General features: G+C 37.7%; 20 protein-coding genes and 2 pseudogenes. 1 reads left to right on the forward strand and 21 read right to left on the reverse strand.

Features of this window, described 5'->3' with window-relative positions; genetic code table 11:
* Positions 1 to 122 precede the first annotated feature (122 nt).
* The 20 genes and pseudogenes from ACAM39_RS08900 to ACAM39_RS09000 all read right to left on the reverse strand — a co-directional run bounded on the left by ACAM39_RS08900 (position 123) and on the right by ACAM39_RS09000 (position 16,581).
* On the reverse strand, positions 123 to 614 hold the full coding sequence (locus tag ACAM39_RS08900; protein ID WP_369627402.1) for a winged helix-turn-helix domain-containing protein: 492 nt from the start codon (positions 612 to 614) through the stop codon (positions 123 to 125).
* Positions 615 to 648: 34 nt separating this feature from the next.
* Positions 649 to 807 (reverse strand): annotated as a pseudogene (locus ACAM39_RS08905) (transposase); the annotation flags it as partial.
* A gap of 102 nt (positions 808 to 909) precedes the next feature.
* The gene (locus ACAM39_RS08910) at positions 910 to 1,713 is read right to left on the reverse strand and encodes an NYN domain-containing protein (RefSeq protein WP_369627403.1); all 804 of its coding nucleotides are present in this window, start codon (positions 1,711 to 1,713) and stop codon (positions 910 to 912) included.
* 27 nt (positions 1,714 to 1,740) lie between these two features.
* Positions 1,741 to 1,995, reverse strand: a complete 255-nt coding sequence (locus ACAM39_RS08915) for a toxin-antitoxin system HicB family antitoxin (RefSeq protein WP_369627404.1) — start codon at positions 1,993 to 1,995, stop codon at positions 1,741 to 1,743.
* A complete protein-coding gene (locus ACAM39_RS08920) occupies positions 1,976 to 2,413 on the reverse strand; it encodes a putative toxin-antitoxin system toxin component, PIN family (protein WP_076777015.1) in 438 nt (145 codons plus the stop codon). The genes ACAM39_RS08915 and ACAM39_RS08920 overlap by 20 nt, the downstream gene beginning before the upstream one ends.
* Positions 2,414 to 2,485: 72 nt before the next feature.
* Positions 2,486 to 2,923: a hypothetical protein gene (locus ACAM39_RS08925; RefSeq protein ID WP_369627405.1), complete on the reverse strand. Its 438-nt coding sequence runs from the start codon at positions 2,921 to 2,923 to the stop codon at positions 2,486 to 2,488.
* A gap of 31 nt (positions 2,924 to 2,954) precedes the next feature.
* Positions 2,955 to 3,476 (reverse strand): annotated as a pseudogene (locus ACAM39_RS12440) (transposase).
* A 73-nt stretch (positions 3,477 to 3,549) separates the two neighbouring features.
* Entirely contained in the window at positions 3,550 to 5,016 is a 1,467-nt protein-coding gene (locus ACAM39_RS08940; protein ID WP_369627406.1) for an SNIPE associated domain-containing protein, read from the reverse strand.
* A gap of 11 nt (positions 5,017 to 5,027) precedes the next feature.
* A complete protein-coding gene (locus ACAM39_RS08945) occupies positions 5,028 to 5,426 on the reverse strand; it encodes a hypothetical protein (protein WP_369627407.1) in 399 nt (132 codons plus the stop codon).
* Between the two features lie 80 nt (positions 5,427 to 5,506).
* Positions 5,507 to 5,680, reverse strand: coding sequence for a hypothetical protein (locus tag ACAM39_RS08950; protein WP_369627408.1), 174 nt, complete (start codon positions 5,678 to 5,680; stop codon positions 5,507 to 5,509).
* Between the two features lie 71 nt (positions 5,681 to 5,751).
* Positions 5,752 to 6,252 carry an IS630 family transposase gene (locus ACAM39_RS08955; RefSeq protein ID WP_159374020.1) on the reverse strand — a complete coding sequence of 167 codons (501 nt, stop codon included), beginning with the start codon at positions 6,250 to 6,252 and terminating at the stop codon, positions 5,752 to 5,754.
* Positions 6,253 to 6,284: 32 nt separating this feature from the next.
* Positions 6,285 to 6,665 (reverse strand): helix-turn-helix domain-containing protein, encoded by a 381-nt coding sequence (locus ACAM39_RS08960; RefSeq protein ID WP_101965293.1) that lies wholly within the window; start codon positions 6,663 to 6,665, stop codon positions 6,285 to 6,287.
* Between the two features lie 18 nt (positions 6,666 to 6,683).
* On the reverse strand, positions 6,684 to 7,307 hold the full coding sequence (locus tag ACAM39_RS08965) for an LEM-3-like GIY-YIG domain-containing protein (RefSeq protein ID WP_369627409.1): 624 nt from the start codon (positions 7,305 to 7,307) through the stop codon (positions 6,684 to 6,686).
* A 410-nt stretch (positions 7,308 to 7,717) separates the two neighbouring features.
* Positions 7,718 to 11,113, reverse strand: coding sequence for a tyrosine-type recombinase/integrase (locus tag ACAM39_RS08970; RefSeq protein WP_369627410.1), 3,396 nt, complete (start codon positions 11,111 to 11,113; stop codon positions 7,718 to 7,720).
* Positions 11,114 to 11,119: 6 nt separating this feature from the next.
* Positions 11,120 to 13,705, reverse strand: a complete 2,586-nt coding sequence (locus tag ACAM39_RS08975) for a site-specific integrase (RefSeq protein WP_369627411.1) — start codon at positions 13,703 to 13,705, stop codon at positions 11,120 to 11,122.
* Positions 13,695 to 14,228 carry a hypothetical protein gene (locus ACAM39_RS08980; protein ID WP_369627412.1) on the reverse strand — a complete coding sequence of 178 codons (534 nt, stop codon included), beginning with the start codon at positions 14,226 to 14,228 and terminating at the stop codon, positions 13,695 to 13,697. Before ACAM39_RS08980 ends, ACAM39_RS08975 begins: the two co-directional genes overlap by 11 nt.
* A 261-nt stretch (positions 14,229 to 14,489) precedes the next feature.
* Positions 14,490 to 14,864: a hypothetical protein gene (locus tag ACAM39_RS08985; RefSeq protein ID WP_313423064.1), complete on the reverse strand. Its 375-nt coding sequence runs from the start codon at positions 14,862 to 14,864 to the stop codon at positions 14,490 to 14,492.
* Between the two features lies 1 nt (position 14,865).
* The gene (locus ACAM39_RS08990) at positions 14,866 to 15,168 is read right to left on the reverse strand and encodes a hypothetical protein (protein WP_062332074.1); all 303 of its coding nucleotides are present in this window, start codon (positions 15,166 to 15,168) and stop codon (positions 14,866 to 14,868) included.
* A gap of 2 nt (positions 15,169 to 15,170) precedes the next feature.
* On the reverse strand, positions 15,171 to 16,355 hold the full coding sequence (locus ACAM39_RS08995) for an Arm DNA-binding domain-containing protein (protein ID WP_369627413.1): 1,185 nt from the start codon (positions 16,353 to 16,355) through the stop codon (positions 15,171 to 15,173).
* Positions 16,356 to 16,365: 10 nt separating this feature from the next.
* Positions 16,366 to 16,581, reverse strand: coding sequence for a hypothetical protein (locus tag ACAM39_RS09000; RefSeq protein ID WP_062332081.1), 216 nt, complete (start codon positions 16,579 to 16,581; stop codon positions 16,366 to 16,368).
* Positions 16,582 to 16,827: 246 nt separating this feature from the next.
* On the opposite strand from ACAM39_RS09000, the gene ACAM39_RS09005 reads away from it, so the two are divergent.
* Entirely contained in the window at positions 16,828 to 17,463 is a 636-nt protein-coding gene (locus ACAM39_RS09005; RefSeq protein ID WP_309594940.1) for an XRE family transcriptional regulator, read from the forward strand.
* A gap of 36 nt (positions 17,464 to 17,499) precedes the next feature.
* Here ACAM39_RS09005 and ACAM39_RS09010 read toward each other — a convergent pair whose 3' ends face one another.
* Positions 17,500 to 18,513, reverse strand: a complete 1,014-nt coding sequence (locus tag ACAM39_RS09010) for a RepB family plasmid replication initiator protein (RefSeq protein WP_369627414.1) — start codon at positions 18,511 to 18,513, stop codon at positions 17,500 to 17,502.
* Between the last annotated feature and the right edge of the window lie 205 nt (positions 18,514 to 18,718).

An 18,718-nucleotide genomic window follows, 5' to 3' on the forward strand; every position in this document is an offset into this window, starting at 1 on the left:
TTAGCCACGAGATGTGAGAGGAAGTGAAAGGATATGGCTATTCAGAAAATCGTTCAATCATCAATACCAGATGTCAACATCGCTTAGCTTAGTATCTTCGGGCAGTATGGCAGTTACCTGCTCTATGAAGTTTTTTTAAAGGCTTCTTGGGCGTTAATATCCGCCTGCGGGTGCTTACTTCTGGCACTTATCCAACTCATACCAATTCGAGCCAGTAGTTCATAAATGCCATTAACGCTATAGCTTGCTTGATAATGCTCGTAAGCAAGCTTTTGGATGTCTTGTCCTGTTAGTCTGCCGCCACCGCGTTTTGCTTGGCTGTCAACAATCAGTTGTTTAAAGCTTTCTATGTGCTTGGGAGCCAATTTGCTGTTTCTGCCGCTTCTTGGTTTGTCATAGAGGCTATCAAGCCCTGATGCTTGGTAGCGTCTACGAGTACGTCGTGCAGTTTCAATGTTGATGCTTAGGTTTTTTGCAATCTCAAAGCTGTGTTTGCCAAGGCGATATTGGTGAAGGATGTAAAGGCGTGTTCTGGCTCTGGCGTTGCTTTCAGTTTTGGCCAGTTCGCCAAAGTCATAATCATCTAGGCTGTGTTTTGGGTTTGATTCTTTCATATAGCTATAATACTATATTTTATGGGTTTGGTATAAGTACACCGCTTTCAGCCTTTCTGTGCCAGTTCGCTAATGTATTCATAGGTATGCCGAGTTCTTTGGCGGTTTGGCTGATATTGTTTTGATTTTCTTTGATTTTGGCAATGGCTTCGGCTTTGAAAGTGTCGCTGTATTCTACTCTTTTCCTGGTCATGGTAAACTCCTGTTTAGGTTGTTAGTTTACCAAATATTTTTCTCCGTTTTTTTCAGCATACATCACTCCTAGTACTGAAGTAAAATACTGTTATAAAATTCATTATTTGCTGTTTTTTAGCTTGACGTACATATTGCTATGCCCTGTTTCTGGGTTTTCTCTCATCTCAAATTTAAATAAATCAGTATACTTTTTTACCAAGTCAGTTAATTTTTTACAACCATAGGTTCTTGGGTCAAAATCAGTTTGCAGTAATCGCCATTTTCGACCCAGTAGCCCTGCGGATATCCATTCACTTTCACTGTCTTCGAATATTTTTTTAATGGTATCTTTGGGTAGTTGAATATCTAAGGTGGGAGCAGCCTGCTCTGTAGCTGGTAACGTCTTTTCATTTGGCTTTGTAGATTGTTCAGATTTAATGCTTGGTTCTTGCCGTTCTAAACTTTGTAGGTTTTCAATGTAGATAAAGCGAGTGCAGGCATTGCGAAAAGCTTCTGGGGTTTGCATTTTACCAAAACCATAGACAATTGCCCCTTGCTCTTTGAGCCTTATGGCTAATGCGGTAAAGTCACTATCACTGGATACCAAGCAAAAACCATCGAAACGCCCTGTATACAGTAGGTCCATCGCATCAATAATCATGAAACCATCTGTGGCATTTTTACCCGTGGTAAAGGCAAATTGCTGCATCGGCTTAATTGCATGGGCATTAATCGTTTCTTTCCACTGGCCATTTTTAGAGACAAAGTTACCGTAGATACGTTTAACCGTGGCTTCACCATATTTGGTGACTTCTTCCAAAATGGCTTTGATGTCTTTAGCAGCCACATTGTCATCATCAATAAGCACGGCAAGACGATTGGTGTTTTCTTCAACAACGTTTAAAGTGGTTTTGACGGTTGGCATAATTTGCTGTCCTTAGCCTATTAGCGATTATTTGGTTAAAGCATCGTCTAACGCTTTATCATAAGCTTCTCGTTTTTCTAGGACTTTATCCAACAGTGCAACACCTGCATTGATATCACTTTTAGCGGCTCGGGCTTTAAATCGGGTTTCAATATCGTATTTGGCAATCATCAACGTCATGGCTTCATCGATTAATTTATTAACACTCACCCCGCGAGATACCGCAAGGTTTTTGATGCGTTCATGTTTATCGTCAGTGACTCTAAGTGTGATAACGGACATCTGGGTTCTCCAATAATTGTTTAGGGGTAATTACTTTAAAGCTATCAAATACAAGTTCGCTTTGACGAAAGTCTTTTAAATTCTTGGTGACAATATAATCAGCATTACCTGCAACCGCTAGTTCCACGATAAAGTTATCGCCTTCATCCTTTAAATTTGGTCGCCATAGATAGCTGACATCAATTAACCGACACACTGAATATAACGCATTAAATAGTATTTCTCGCTCTTCAAAGTTTAGCGCAACGGGATGGTCAAATACAGATTCTCGACCTATCAAATCTTCATACTCAAATAAAAGTGCATGGCTAACTAACGGTTTAAAATCCCCTGTTAAACAGCCTCGAATGACCAAGTTGTCATAGCGTGAGCCAAGGCATGCACCAACAAGGATGTTAGTATCTAAAATAATATTCATAAAAATGCTATCATATGTGATAGCATTGATTATAATAGATTTATGGGTTGAATGATAGTGTATAAATATTGACTATAAGAATGGCTTTCTACCCCTTTTTACCACTTTAAGCGGCTGATCAAGGTCAGTCTCCGTGAACATTGGTATCATATCTTTGTCTTTATCGATAATTTGCTGATTTCGCCAGCGTTTGGCATTGGCAATGGTTGTACCACTGACACCTAAACTTTCTTTGATATCTTTATAGCCTAGCCCATTATCGAGTAGCTTGAGGATTTTTTCATAGTTTTTGGTGTTGGGTTGTTTGCCTTTATATTTTCTGGCGTATTCAGCAGGATTTTGGGCTTTAAGATTATCAATGCCTTCGCGTTGACGGTATCGGCGTTTCTCATAGTCTTCTCTTGCACAACTTGCCCAGACTTCAAATAACAAAGTGTCGATAAGATTGAGTGACGAGTCATCTTGATATTTAACATCTAATCGTCGATGAGTAGTTGGTAGGCTTAACACTAAGGTACTCCCCAATGTCTAGACCAAATTATTATAAAATTAAGATAGAATTGGGTTGATAAAACATAGGATTAACCAAACTATTGTTTAAATAAACCTGTGCAAGGGTATTAAATCTAAGCGACTGATGTAACCGCTCATAATTGTAAAACTCAAAATAGTCTTTCAAACCAACTCTAGCTTGGTTAACCGTATCAAACTGGTGTAAATACACGCATTCGTATTCTACTGATCGCCACAGTCTTTCTACAGAAATATTATCAAGTGCCCTGCCACGACCGTCCATAATGGTGGCAATGCCCAAATCGATGACTTGCCCCAGTTGCCGATGCGGTTCATCGATAGTGGCTTGCTGGGCTTGTTCATTGTCTTGCTGTTTGGTATTAAAGGCACTGGGTATGACAGCCAAGGCTTGCTTTTTCTAGTTGCTAATTTGGGTGGCATGAACGCCATATTCTGCAGTCAGCTCATTGATTGTTTTTTCCTCTTTGATGGCTTCAATGGCAATTTTGCTTTTAAACTCAGCGTTATGACGTTTACGAACTTTTGTCATTAGATAGACCTCTTTTTCTAAAGGTTATTCTATCTTATTTACTACGATTTTTTGGTCTAGTTTTTGGGGAGTATTATAGTAATGCAGCCATCTCTAGCTCTTCGGACATTGCTAGACTTTGTCGATACTGACTTGCTTCGGGTATCATAGCCCATCGTGTTTTGATACCACGCTCTTCAAGATACCTTCTAATCTCATCTAAAGGTACATTAAAAAACTCTTTACGACTATTTATTTTATTTACTGAATAATCAGAAAAACGGACATGCATCTCCTTCTCTAAAGCTGGTGCATCTGCACTGAAAATCATTGCATGAACATCAAATGCAAATGGAACAGAAGCATTTCCTAATTCATATATACGCTCTAAAGGTTCTAATCTTCGCGTCATACCTATTTTGTATACATCTTCTCCAAAACTACCAATATTGCTAATAATATACACATGCCCTTGTCTAGTTTGTTGAGCCATGGATAAAGCACGCTCTTCTTTTGACTCAGCATCAGTAAGCCTTTGTTCTAATTCTAAAATTTTTTCTTCATATTTTTGCTTTTGCTCCAATGTAGCATTTTCAAGTTCACGGCGAGCGATAACTAATGCTTGCTGTAACCTTTCTTCCTCCTTTTCAGCTTCTCTTAAAGCCCTTTCAATCTCTCTCTGTTCTGCTAACTCCTCACGAATCATAGCACGCATTTCTCGTTGCTCTAGAATTTCATCTTCTTTTTGATATATATAACTATAGTAAACTCCACATTCTTTTAGCTTTAAAGCGAAATAATTAGGATCTATTGCGATTTCCAAGCTTAATAAGTTTTTTTCTAATTGCTCAGCGACTTTCTCAATTTTTCTCATAGTTGCTTCATAATTCTTAGTACTAACTTTACTAATAAGATAATCACATTGACTGTTAAATGCAGTAATTAATAATTGACCTTGTTTTTGTGCTAACTGCTTATCATAATTAGTATTACCTGTAATTTCTATTTCCTCTGGTACAATATAGGCTTTACTGTTTTTTATAAGACCTTTTTGTTCATTACGAATTTGTATTAGTCTTTCATTATATTGCTTACTACTTAATTCACCATACTGAGGTAATGGATATATACCATACTCGATAAAGCTGTCTAGCTCTGAGTACAATGAAATTTCACTTTTCAACTCATCCAATTCAATTTTAATTTTTTCGATTTCTTGCTTTTTATCTTCTACGTTAGCAAAATTACTTTCGATTTCTTGCCGCTCTTCTTCCATTTTTTTTAAATCTGCTGTTTGCCGCTCAAGGCTATTAAATTCAAATTTTTTTAAACCAATTTCCTTTTCTATCTTATTCAAATCTGCCTTACTTTTTTCTATTTGTTGCGTCAAATTTGGTATTTGCTCTTGTAAGCTTTGAACCCCCTTAGACAATTCATCGTTTTCTTTTTTAATAGCATTTAAAGATACTATACTTTTTTGGTACCGCTTATGAGCAATAAAATAACCCAACAAAAAAAAGGCTATAAGGGCGATGATTACAATACCAATACTATTTTCCATTCAATAACTTCCTAAGAGTAATAACGATTTATTAATTTATTTGTTAGCATTTCACGCTGCTCAAGGCGCTTTTCCAAAGCTTCTTTTCCTCGTTCAATCATAGTCTGGATACGAATTTTTTCCGCTTTAATTCGTTCTCGCTCAGCCACTTGCTTATCTTTCGAGGCTTGTTTTTCTGCCTCTCTACTTTTTTTGACGAGTTCCTTGTCTAATCTAATTCTAGCCCTTTCTGCTTCTTTGGCTTGTTTTTCAAGTTCTTTTTGATGCTGAATATTTTGCTTTATTACTGCTTTTGCTTTTTTAGCGGTCTCAACTTGCAATCTTTTGATTCGACGTTCTTCTTCTCGTTGATATGTTTGATAGGTTTTATATACCTTTCTCATGGTTGGTATTAATCTAGGATTTGCCATTTTTTCTCTCTAATAAAACCACTGAAAATATAATTAAAATCCCAATAACTCTATTGGGATTTTTTTAACAAAAGTTAATTTTATGAGTAATTATATTTGACTGGAGCCATAGCACCTTTTTTACGATAACTATCAGGAATACGCTTACCCAAATATTTTTGCTGAATGTCACCAGGTGCATCAGCACCATTAAACCCATGGCGGTTTTCAACATCCTTGTCATAGTTTGGAAAATTGGCTTTTGTGGCAGGCAACCATTCTTTTGCAACAAAGACACCACGAATAACGCCTTTACTTACTGCCAGAATATATAGTAAACGCTAAATTAAACTGAACAGTATTTAACACAATCATGAAGCGAATCGAAGTCATTAATCGAGAGTTTTACCTTTTGCTTAACCACTGCCCACTTATGCTCCACAGGATTTAACTCAGGAGAATAAGGTGGTAAGTACAGTAACGTTAAGTTGTATTTTTCGGCAATCTGTTTTAAATCACCACCCCGATGAAAACGCGCGTTATCCATGATTAAAAAACGCTGTGGGTAGCTGTCGAGTTCATCTTTAGGCAAAGATTGACCAAGCGTGTGAAGCCAATTTTCTACCGTATCACGCTTACACCCACCTTCAAAGGTCACAGGCGCAATCAGTTTAAATTCAGCCATACTCATTGCACCGATAAGATTTAAGCGTTTGCCTTTATTGGCATCCATTTTAGCATAGCAAGGTGTGCCAACCGGTGACCAGCTACGATGATAGCTTTGTCTTTGGTAAAAGCCTGTTTCATCCATAAATAGGATGTTGGTTAGACCAAACCAAAAAGCCATGATAGCTAAACATACGCTGAAACCTTGCTGTTTTACGGGGTCTGATTCTTTGTAGGTGAAGGTCTTTTTTTAAATGTCCAGTTGATACGATGTAAGGTATCGACAAACGCATTGTAGGATATACTGACATCAGGATGGTCTTTTAAATATTGTTCCCGTAGCTGTTTAGCGGTATCAAATTGTTTAGCTTTGACATATCGTTCAAAGCTATCAAGGTCGGTTATGATGTGTTTTACACCCGTTGGTTGTGCTTTCTTAGGTTCGGTATTGCCTTGGTCGTGGTACAAGGCTATCCAACTGTTAAGCGTGTTGCGACAGATGCCGAATATTCTCGCTGTTTTGCTTTTGTTATTTGTTTCTTGCCAGTAGGCTATGGTGCGTTTGCGTAAGTCTTGGTCGTATAGGTTTGGCATAGTGCTATCTATGAAAGTTCAAGTTGTGTTCATTATAATACAGGATTTACTATAGTCTGCTTGCTGGGCTTTATTAACATTGATACGCCATGCAAAACGTACGGCATCATATACGCTTTTCTCTTCGGCAAATGAAGCGTTAATATTGATAAGAATTACCTTATCATCGCCAAAATCGGCTTCTTCAACTTTATATTTATTGATTAAATCTTTGACATGCATTGTGCCGATTTCACTATTGCCATGCCCTGCAACCTTATTAGACAAACTTGGGTAGGCATCCATTAATGCATCTTCTACATGAAGAGCAGTGGTTTCATCCATACCATGACGATGAATAATGACAATAGGCTCAAGACCTGCCTTACCAATATTTAGAATTGTTTCAATTTTAAAATCACTAGCAGATTCAGGATTTTCATCTTCTTTAGCTTCAGCAAGTTCTTCTGCCAACAAGCGTTCTTTTGCTGCTTTAGCATTTTGTGCTTTGGCTATTTTTGCATGGTCAAATACTCGGTTGCCTTTCCCTTTCCCCACATAAAAAGTTTCCCCATTACGTGGGTCGAGCAAGCGATAAACATAGTAGCCAATCTCTTCGATGACTTCTTGTGGGAAGGACGCTATTTCATTTGGATTTGACATTATTAGCTCCGTAGAGTTGGGGATTAGTTAATCGGGTTATAATAACTTTGCTGATTCCCAATAATAAAATCGTCGTTAATTTCAATGACTTTAAACTTGGCAATTCGTACAAATAGTTAGGTAAATCAGCTTTGGCTATCGGTGAATAAATCGTCAATTTTTCTAATTTCTTCAGATTCGACAAAGTTTTTGAAAAATTATAAGCTATATTATTCGTTATTGTTATCCGCCTAATTCCCTGTCCAACTTTCGGGGAGCAGTTCAAATAGTCAGCGGTTTTATTGCACTTAGAATTTAATCATCACCAGTATTATTTATTTCAATAAAAACCTATAAACAAAATTACCGTTTAATAGAATTAAATAACTTTTAACTTTTTCATAGTATATATAACTACATTAAAGATTTTATCAATTTTTATCCGATAATGAAGCGGTTAAAATATCCGTACTAAACAAAAACAGGTAATGCACGATAAACCGCAACAATGACGAAAACTGCCAAGTCAAATTATTGCCAACGGATTGCTTATGGGCAATCCCGATTTCATAATCAAAAGATGTTTTACTTGGAACAAGATGGAATCTAGGTTCTTCATTTTGCTCGTGATAGCTCTGAAGTAGCGTGGTTAACTTACTATAAATCACACTATCAGATTTTTGATACTTGATAAGCCATTTCTCAGCAGGCAGTAATGTTAAGGCAATGGGTAAAAATTCAACCAATTCTGCATATGACATTGGTAAGGCAGGCTGTCTGGTGCTCAGTTTTTGAATTCCCATTGTCAGTAACTTTTGATAGCCTAAATCCTTCTGGGTAACCAATTGACGCAAATTTAGCATCAGCGCTTGACGTAACTTTTTTTCATCATCATGAAAAACCGCTATTGGTGATAATTGGTTTGGCTCAATGGTAAAACGCGGTTGTTTTTTTCTTGTTTTTAAATTTGCTATTATTTTTGCTCTAACAATTAAATGTTGAGCAATACCATCATCAATAGAACTTTGCTGGATAATTTGGCTAAAGTTTGCATCCAAATCTTGCTTATAAATCACATCGGCTTTGGCAAGTAAAGTTAATACCTGATTGACGCTATATTGATGAAAAGCAAAGGTCAAAAAGTCTTGATTCGCGATATCATCTTTGTCATCAAACATTGAACCCAACATGGGCAACAGTTGTTGCTCCCCTACTCGCTGCCAACTATCTTTGATAGCTTTTCGCTTGTCCAATATTAAACGATTGAGCAAAGGTTGCAGAGTTTTTAAATTCACACTATCACCCTCAAATTGATAGCCATTTTTGCCCAGTTTACGCCTATCAAAACCTGTGATGTTTTTGAAAGTGGCTAAAGGAATTATGATTTCCGCCTGGGTAATTTTATCTGTCGCCATCAACATAGCCGTATGAATATAATACTGAAAAGTGCGTTGTGGGCTGATATGCCCAACAAAACTGGCTATCGCGTGCCACTTGTCTTGAGCATCATGGACACCTAATAATTCGCTATGCAGACGTTGTCGCTGTTCATCTGTCTGCTGCGTTAATAATCTAGCGAGCGTTGGGGTGGCATTAAGTGATAATGCCAAATTGGTGGCGGTGCAATGTCGTAATCCGTGAAGCGTAATTTCTTGCGTTGCTCCAATGTCTGCCAAAACTTGCTCTAGCAGATTGTTGGGTAAAGAATCGCCAATGCCTTGCATGCTATCAGCAAAAACAAAAATTAACTGATTCAATTTATCGGGTTTGCTCAGCTTAAAAAAATCACTCACAAAATTGAGTTCATCTTGGGTCAAAACTGCAAAAATCGGCACCCGCCGAATTGACCCCTCAGTTTTGATAGAGCGATGTTCATTGGGACGAATCAGCAACGAAGGATGCGGCGAAGATAACAGTTCTATATCTGAGAATTTTAGCCCAAGCAGTTCCTTTTTTCGCATACCTGTTCTGAAAGCGAGAATATAAAACACCCGAACCATCATCCCATCAAGTCCTTGGGTATTCAGGGTCAATTGCTCTAAGAAAGCCAAATACTGGTGGACTGAGAGCAGTTGGGCTCTTACCTTTAGCTTACTCTCTGCTTGTTCAATGGTGACTTTTGTGAGCCCAAAATTTGTTTCAGCAAAGTTATGCAAACTTTGTAATCGCCGGGCGGCATAGGTGATATCTTGGTTGCCTAATATACTTTTTTTATAATCGAGCATTTCATCATACGTTTCGGTGAAGTCTTCATCCTTCCAACTATCAATGGGCTGAAAATTGGTAAAATAAATCCATTCATAGCCGATGGTGCTTAGGTATTGCAAAATCGACTGATAATTGGCAGATTGCCGCTTTACAAAATCAGCAATCCACGCGATCAAAATTCGTTCACTTAAACTGATGCCAACATGATGCAGTGATTGTAAGCGGTATAAAATATATTCGTCTTTTGTTGGTTTTTTATTGAGTGTTTCGATAAACTGGGGACGATATTTTTTATCCATAACTTTATCGAAAATATTGTGAATATCTTTGACCAAGTCTGATCGTCTCACCTTTTCTTTATACCCTGCCTTTGTAGCATCAAGCGGCTTTGTGCTTTGAATATCAAGCTTAGCTAGTGTCATCAAATCGTAGTTGGCATCCAATTTTTTTGACGCTGGATTAGCAGATAACAAGTTTTCAAAATCGGCCTTTATCAGTCCCGTGGTACGATGTCTTCCTTGCATAACACCCACCAAGGCTTGGTCAATATCAACGCCGTTAAGCATTTCCCAGTGATAACAGGCATTTTTTAAGAGCCAACTAAGCGTGATTTTTTTAAGACCTAATTGATTGGTGATAGGCGTAAGACCTGTTAATAACAACGCATTGACATTAATGGCTTTAGGATATGTCTGACCACTTTGTTTATAACGATATAGCCAGCACAGACTCAACGCATCAAGCATAATTTGCTGGGTATTAAACAGCATTTCATTCTCAAATTCATTACCATAGTGTTTTGAAGAGTAACGTATGCTCAATAACAATCGATAATCATCAAACACTAAGAAATCATCAATCTTTTGACAGGCTTTTAGCAAGCTAGTCAGCCAAGCTTGCAGCAGCGCGGCATCATTAATGCCGCCGTAGATAATGCCACTAAAAATCAGCCAACTTAAGCTTTCTTCTATAGAAAAATCATCATGTGTCTGCCAATGGTGATGGACAGCTTTAATGATTTTGCGCAGCTTCTTGCCATTGGTGACATAACTATCAGTATAGCTAAGGGGATTTTCCTTGGGCTCAACGTCAATCGGTGGCGATGGCACCCGATAATGATATTCTTCAATAATCTGGGTATTTTGATAAGTGATAAACTGGGTTAAATGGCGATGTGCCGACAGATAAGTTTTTTTATTATCATTGTAATACTGATTGATAAAGCCTTGCGCAGACAGTAAGAATTGCTCAAAGCCTAATTTTGAGATAGGAATAGCGATACGCCATAAGCGGGTAAAATCTTTGCTAAACTGTTGATTAAGTGAATGATAGGTAGCAAAGCATGGATTAGGACAAGGATAAAAAATTTGTTTGGCAAAAAAACGATTGACGTATTTATCTGCCTTGGCCCATTTTCGATGTCCTGTGTTATCTCGCTGTTGTTGTCGCCATAGCGATGAGAGTTTGAGAAATAACACTGATTTTCTATGTTGCCGAAGGGCAAAGTAAGTTAGTGGTTGGCTTGAGAATTTACTTGTAGCAGCTTGATTACGATTTGTGTCACTATGATTGACAGGCGCAAAATCCGCAATGAGTTGCTTGGGAAATTTTAAAATCATGGTAAGTTATTTTTCTTTTAATTGATGAAGTTGCTGTTCAAGAAAGTGAATACTGTTATCTAATGCCAAGTCTGTAGCGATATGTTCAAAGGTATGGCGAACATCATGGACTTGTTTTTTTGAGGTTGAAGAAAATTTACCAAGGGCTTCTTGTTGGTTTTTCTCATGCCCTATCACGGTGTTTATCAGATGTATCTGCACTTGCCGTTTTTCTAATTGGGTGCGAACAAAATGCCGAGTCCAGTAAACATCAAGCTCAATAAAATCCTGTAAAAATGCATTCATATCGCCCCGTTTAATGGCGTGTAATTTATCAAATTTTTCGGAGAGTAAATTGAGCAAGGTAATATCGGCATCGTCAAACGTGACTCGATGTAATCTTGCTGTGATAGCAGGGTTATCAAGGGATTGGGTGCGTAAAACAGCAAGGATTTTTTGGTAAATAATCAAATGCTTAATCAGCGTGTCGCATAAAGGTATCAAGCGGTGATTTTGCACTTTCTTATTGGGTTTATCTTTTACCATTATCCAGCCGACTTCCAAATCGATATCTCTCACCTCACCCAATGCATTGTTAGGACGAATGCCTGTCAATACACAAAACACCAGCCAGACATAGCAGCTTAATCGATTAAATAATTGCTCAAAATCACTCGTACTATCTACCCATTTTTGCACCTTTTCAAGCAATGTCTTTACGCTATCAAGGGTAAGGGCAAATGCTGAACCGACCTTTACATCGGTTCGCCTATTAGAATAATTAAACATTAAATGATTCTGTGTATTTAACTGCTTCAATGCTCTGATATAGTGTTCAACGATTTCACTGTTAGCATGACTACTATAGTACATAGCAGGTGCGTCAGGGGCAGGCATACGGCAAACTAGTTCGGCAATATGTCCATGACTACCAGACAAATACCTTGTCAATAGGGTCGCCAGTGCCATCTCAATGCGGTTAATGGATAAGTACGGCAGTTCGAGTGATTCCCGTAACACTTTTAAATAGTCAGCAATTTCATTAATTTTGTTTTGGCTAATATCCGCTTCGATATTTGGCAAGTTGTCAGAATTGGCTAAATGATGTACCAATGCGACAGGCAATGGCAAACTGACTTTATCGCTGTTATTTTCAAATTCCAGATGAGATTGTTCAATTTTTCTGGGCGTAATACCTAGATGGTAGCTAAGTGTCACTTGGGTTTTCTGGATGGTAAATAATGAACTGGTCGCTATAAATAACGGCTGAATCAAGGTTTTAATAGGCATTGCCGTAATAAAACTCAGTAGTAGCAATTTAGCAGCATTTTTATGAGCCACTGACAATTCACTTGCTTGACTAACTAACGCATCAAAAGCAAGACGGTTAAACAAGACTTGATATCCCCACTGTGATAAAGCATGTGTGTCCGTATTAAAACGAAAATCTCGCCGAGAAATATACAGTTGCTGTAAAGTCAACTCAACCGATTGCAGTGGCGGATTATGAGCAATACTGACACTAGGACGATCTTGATAAGTTAAAAATTGCTGAGCATTTTCGACAGCTTCTTCAAATGTAATATTGGTTTGGGCATTACTGTCAATGTTAGGTAGTAAAAATTGTGTCTGTATATCAGGGGTAGTGTTTTCTAAATCTCGGTCAAATGGTGGCTTATCCCAACGATAATCATAGCTCAAAGGTAGTTGAAAAATAGGTTCTACGACTACTTGAGCAGATTGTGACGGCGTGCTGTTTCTATCTCTGAGTGCTTGAAATTCTTTGATGGCTTGCTGCTGATTTTGCTCATGTTGCTCATCATCACGCTCAATTTTAGCTCTTTGCCTTTTACCCTTATAAAAGCTTAATTGAGTGGCTTTGGCAATGTAATGCAATTGACGAGAACGTTTTTCTCCAACTTTAGCATCATTGAGAATTAACATTTGATGAAGATAGTTATCAGCTGTTTGCTTTAGTCGTGAAGTGAATTCCTCAATGGCGGAGCTTGTATTCTCAAAGTCAATTTTATCCAGAGGTTCGGATTGTAGTACCTGCCAAATCCACTGATAATTCGGTGAGTTGGAGAAAATCGCCAATTTGATACGCAAAATAATGGTTCTATAATAACTCTTCAAACCTACGATTTTGAGCCGAACAGCAATAAGCAAAATCAGTAGCAACCATTGTTTTTTTAGCTGATTTTTTTTGGTTGTTTCTCCCAATCTCAAATAGTGCAGCAAAACTATCAGTTGTAATAAAGGCGGATAAGCATCTAGTTGTTTCTTTTGAAAGCCTTCAAAGGTTGACTGAAACACAGGCAACTCTGATAGTAATGGCTCATCAATAAGCTTTGATAGATCAATGTGTTCAATGGTGACATAGTTGTTTAGCTGAATAACCAATTTAACCAAACTAGACTGCAAATTAGCAAGGATATCGTCATCTGGAAAATGATTACTTTTATTAATTGATTTTTCTTCGCTAAACAGCATTTCAATTGCTGTGATGATTTGGTCAGCCTTGATAGCTATCAAACCGTCTTGGTTTTCGATAGCATTGTTGGGGTTAGCTCCGATGCCAATTGAGGTTGTGATATCATCATTATTTGGCATCACTTTTTTCCTTGCCGTTATAAGCGGTGGCAATTGACATACCTAACAGCGGATAAAATTTGTTTTGGGTAAGCTTAGGATGACCAACAATTGATTGCCACTGTTCTTTGGTTAATAGAGATGCAATCTGCCGTCTAAGTCGTTCAAGTTCATCATCAACATTGAGCAATTTTTTCTGCCGAGCGATAAGTTCGATGGTTTCAAAAAAGATCATCCCTGCATCTAGCTGCTCATCATCAAAAGTTAAAACAGTTAATGGACGAACCAACTGCGAGCTAGCAAAGTAATTGTTCAAAATAGCGAATAAGACAGGAAGGTTATTTAAAAAAGTGTTTTGATTAGCCGATTTTTGCAGGAATATTGGCTTCTGGATGGCTCGATTGATTTCCACCTCCAATTGCAAGTCATCCATTTTTTGAAAAATTTGACATTGAATGTCATACCATTGCTTTAGTTCTTCGGCGTGATTTGACGGGAATTTTTGAAAATAAATCAGTGTTGGATTGGATAGTTTAATACTCATGACTTTGCTAGATTTAAAAGTTTTAAAGGAATTTTTTAGCTAATTCTAACAAAGTGTAAGATTTTGAGAATAAGTGGGTGTATTGTCTGCGACATCTTATGTCGTTTTATTTTTCACTACTTTTTCGATACGCCACACTAAAAATCATTATTTGAAAAAGTAGACTTCGTTTGGAGCACTTATGAAAGTTAGAACACTAACTTAATTTTTAAACAAACAAAAAAATACCGCCAAACTAGACGGTATTTTTGTAGAGCATATTTAAAATGGACAATCATCATCTTCTATATTTACTAAAAAACTGTGTAAATTAATCACCCCTTTTTGCTTAAATATTTTGCAGTCATCACATTGCCAGCTCATAAAATCGTCTTGCTTTGGCAATTTGCAAGGATTATTTAACTCATACATTTTCCCGCATGTATCACAGCGGATATAAGAATCGTAGGCTTTTACCATTGATAGTCTCGTAATAAGCTCTTCAGAAGTGACATCATAATGCCGGCATATATGTTTAATATGCCATTCAAGCGAAAATGGAGGTTGGTTTGGATAATTAAAAGGTTGCCAATAATCCTGGCACATTTTCAATGAATAGCCATTTAGCATATTATTTGTCAGTAATCGTACACGCATTTTAATGCACCTCTTCTATAAACTCTGAAAAATTGGCGTAAAATAGTCGACGAAGCTGACGATATCTTTCAAAATCCGTTTCATCACTATCAATTAATGGCAACTGTTGCTGTACCCAAACCATTAGCGCTTTATGTGATTTGTATTTTTGTTCATTGAGCCATTCAGACAGCTTATCGTCATTAGCAATACCATACTCAGTAATCAACTTTCTTGCCAAATCACAGGCAGTTTGGCTGACAAAATTCAAATTATTATGCGGTTTAATGGTTTGACGCAATTTTTCATAATCAATAACCAACACGACTATTCTCCTTGCTCTTTATTTTGACTACTTGCTATCAAAGCTTCAAAGGCACTGCCATCACGGCGTGTCATATTCGGTACATAGCGGCTATAAACCTTAAACAACATGGTAGTATTGGCGTGCCCCATTTGCCTTGCGATCCATTCTGGCGCCTCCCCTGCGGCTAGCCAGAGCGTTGCAGCCGTATGGCGGGTTTGGTAGGCATTACGGGCTTTTAACCCTAACAGTCGAAGCGTGGGATGCCACACTTTACGATTGACATTGTGATAATCGAGTGGCTCTCCTTCTCGATTGCAAAACACGAATTTTGAGCGACCATGGGTGACTTGATACTGTGCTTGTAGGGCTTCATAAACCCAAGGTGACATGGCGATATCGCGATTGGATTCTTGGGTTTTGGGCTTACCCATTACGCCTTTAACATACGCTTGGCGAACCCGGATTTCACGGCGGTCAAAATCCACATGCTCCCACGTTAGTCCATCAATTTCGCTGGTTCGCATGCCGGTGAAAAACCTTACGGTGTAATAGTTTTTATAGTCTTTACGCACGCCATTGATAAATTTCCAAACCTCTTCAATGGTGAATGGCTCAATATCAGGCTTATCAAGTTTTAAAACCTTGATATCCTCATAAGGATTTTCAAATTTATAGCGTTTTGCCGCTTCTTGCAGTATCATACGCAAAGTGGTCATTATCGAATTAATTCTGGCTGCTGACAGATGCTTGTTAGCTGTTCCGTAGGTCACTTTGGCGAGGGATGTACGGAACGCTAACACATCTGCCCTTGTGATAGCGATAACACTGCGTTTGCCAAAATGTGGCACCAGATACTTATCCAAAATATCTTTGATTTTGCCGATGTAGCTTGCTCGCCATTCAATTTGCTTTTCTTCAAACCAAGTTTCAGCAAAGTCTTTAAATATCGGTGTGTCAGATTGAAAACTTTGCACACGCTCTTTGACTGCCATCAGTTCAATGCCTTTCTCACTTTTTGGGAAGTATTTGAGATAATCAAATAGTCCCAGGGTGATTTCTGCTTCCATTTTTTGGATGATTTTTTCCAGTTTTTTTCGATTTTCGGGCGTGTCGATTAGGTTGGTTGTTTCTCGACAGCGTTGATTCATAAAGCGAAAATCAATCATCAAAAATTTACTTCCTTGACGGGTACGAATGCTGGCCATAAATTTCTCCTTACTGCAATGCCATGGCATTGATGTCGGCTAAAACTGTGTTACGCATATCCTTTTCTATTTGTTCCCACACATAGAGAATTTTGCGACCGCCAAACGGGCGAATATAATGCACTCCTTCGATGAGCACGCTATCTTTTAAACAACTGCGAATGGTGGCTTTGTCATATTTGATACGTTCAGATAGTTCTTCCGTTGTTAGGTAGGTATATGTCATAATGACCTCTTGTAGAAATAGGTTGATTCAGTTTAAAAGACTTATTATCGGGTTATTAATAAAGATTATTCATCTCTAATAACTGCCGATGAATATATACTACCTATTAATAGTTATTAAAGCAACCTATGTTTTAATAAATTAGGTATTTTTATTCTAATTTTACTTGATTATAGATTTATCGAAATAATTTATACCTACAAAAAGTTTTTGACTGTGAATATTTAACCTGTTTAAGGGTAAAAAATGGATAATCTTTCTTTTCGTTTGGAACAGGCTAGAAAAAATGCACAGCTAACTCGTGATGAAGTGGTGCAACTCGCTTCTCAGACATCAGGGTTTTCTCGAAGCTCCCTACAAGATTGGGAGCAGCAGGAGAGTAGCCGTGAACCTAAAATTGAGTATTTGCTTGATTTGGCGAGAATCTATGGCGTGCATCCATGGACGTTGATGACGGGTGAACAGTTATCACAGAGTAGTCAAAACGTGCATTGGTTGGCATTATTGGACATGAATAATCAATCAACTGACTTGTCTTATCCATTGCCTAATTGGTGGCTTAATGAGCGAGCAATTGATGCTTCGCAGTTGGTGGGCTATTTGTATAAAGGTGATACCATGTCACCATTGATAGGGAATGATGCTGTTGTAATTATTAATAAACAGCAAAATCAACTCATTGATGGGGCGGTCTATGCTCTTTTAATCAATAATGAACTTTTTATACGACGCATACAACGATTACCAACAGGATTAAAAATTATCAGCGATAATCAAAAATATTCTGCATTTGATATTTCACAAGAACAGCTCAAAGAACGTGATTTTTTGGCTGTGATTGGTCAGGTTATCTATATCGGCTCTGATATACAGAAAATCTGATAGTGATAAAAAGTGCGATTTTCAATGTTTGTTCTTTTACGATTTAAAACCAAATTTTTTCAGATAAGGTAGATACTCAGTAATTTTCAACAAATCCCTTTGTAACTCCTCATTCAGACGTGAGATAAAGCTTTCGGTAGTTTCTCCGACTCGAGCGTATTTACCCCCAAAACTACTATCATTGGCAAGTTTTTTGGCGAAAATATTAGCTTGGCTAGCCGTCAATAATTTAGCCCATTTCTTGTCGGATTCGGTTTTTTGTTCTACTTGTTGGTTTGGCTTTTTGATGGTTTTAATTACGATAGAGAAATGGGTAATGGTTCGCCCAAATTTGCTCGCATTCAAAGTGAGTTTAAAATCGCCTTGTTTATTAATTTGGTTGATGGCAGGGTCTAAGATTCGGCGTTTGAATTCGGCAATTTTGGGATATTTATCAGCCACCCCAAAAAATTCTTTCCATGCTTCGACGGTCATTTCTGGTACACCACCTGTATCTTTCCACTTGTTGATTAACTCATATAGACGTTTACTGCTACAGCCTTTAAACTCAACGGTTTTGATAAAATCATAACGAGTATACGCTTTACTGGTATTATCAATCAGAAAGGTTAAAGGATCAGAAAAATCTAGAATAATGAAACCTTGCTCATCTTGATACGATACGCCTTGCAGCCAATGATATTCTGAGCGAAGCATAGTGAAATTGTTATGATGAGGTCTGAGAACGGTGAGTTTGTCAGCGTCATTTTCTGCTTGGATGGTTTTATCAAGATATAAGGTAAATTTGAGTTTTCTATCGCCTAGAATTTTGGCAGTATCTTTTAAGGCTCGATAGGCATAGATTTCATTGACTCGATTGGCGGCGGCGAATTCTTTGGCACTAATTAATACTCGTTTGCCACCTGACTGTAATCGATGCAGTTTATTAATGGCAAGCGTCATCAAGTCATGCTCGGCTTCAGTTAAGTCAAAACCTGCTTCGACCAAGGTATTGGGTTTGATAATCATTACTTTATCAGCACCTTGCTTGTAAAAATTTTGCATCGTCATAGGGTGACTTGCTATCCATTATCTCAGATTTATGTGAGCCTAATTATAGAAGTGCACTCGACAATGGGTAAAATCGTAATCTATGTTAATCCATGTCGGTTACAAAAGTTAATAAAAATTTATGGATATCAATGAATTAAGTTTTATTTTGGATTATCTTACGATAATTGCTCTCAATCTATGTTGACATTTCAACTTCATCAAT

The organism is Moraxella sp. K02 (assembly GCF_041154755.1).
Taxonomy (GTDB): domain Bacteria; phylum Pseudomonadota; class Gammaproteobacteria; order Pseudomonadales; family Moraxellaceae; genus Faucicola.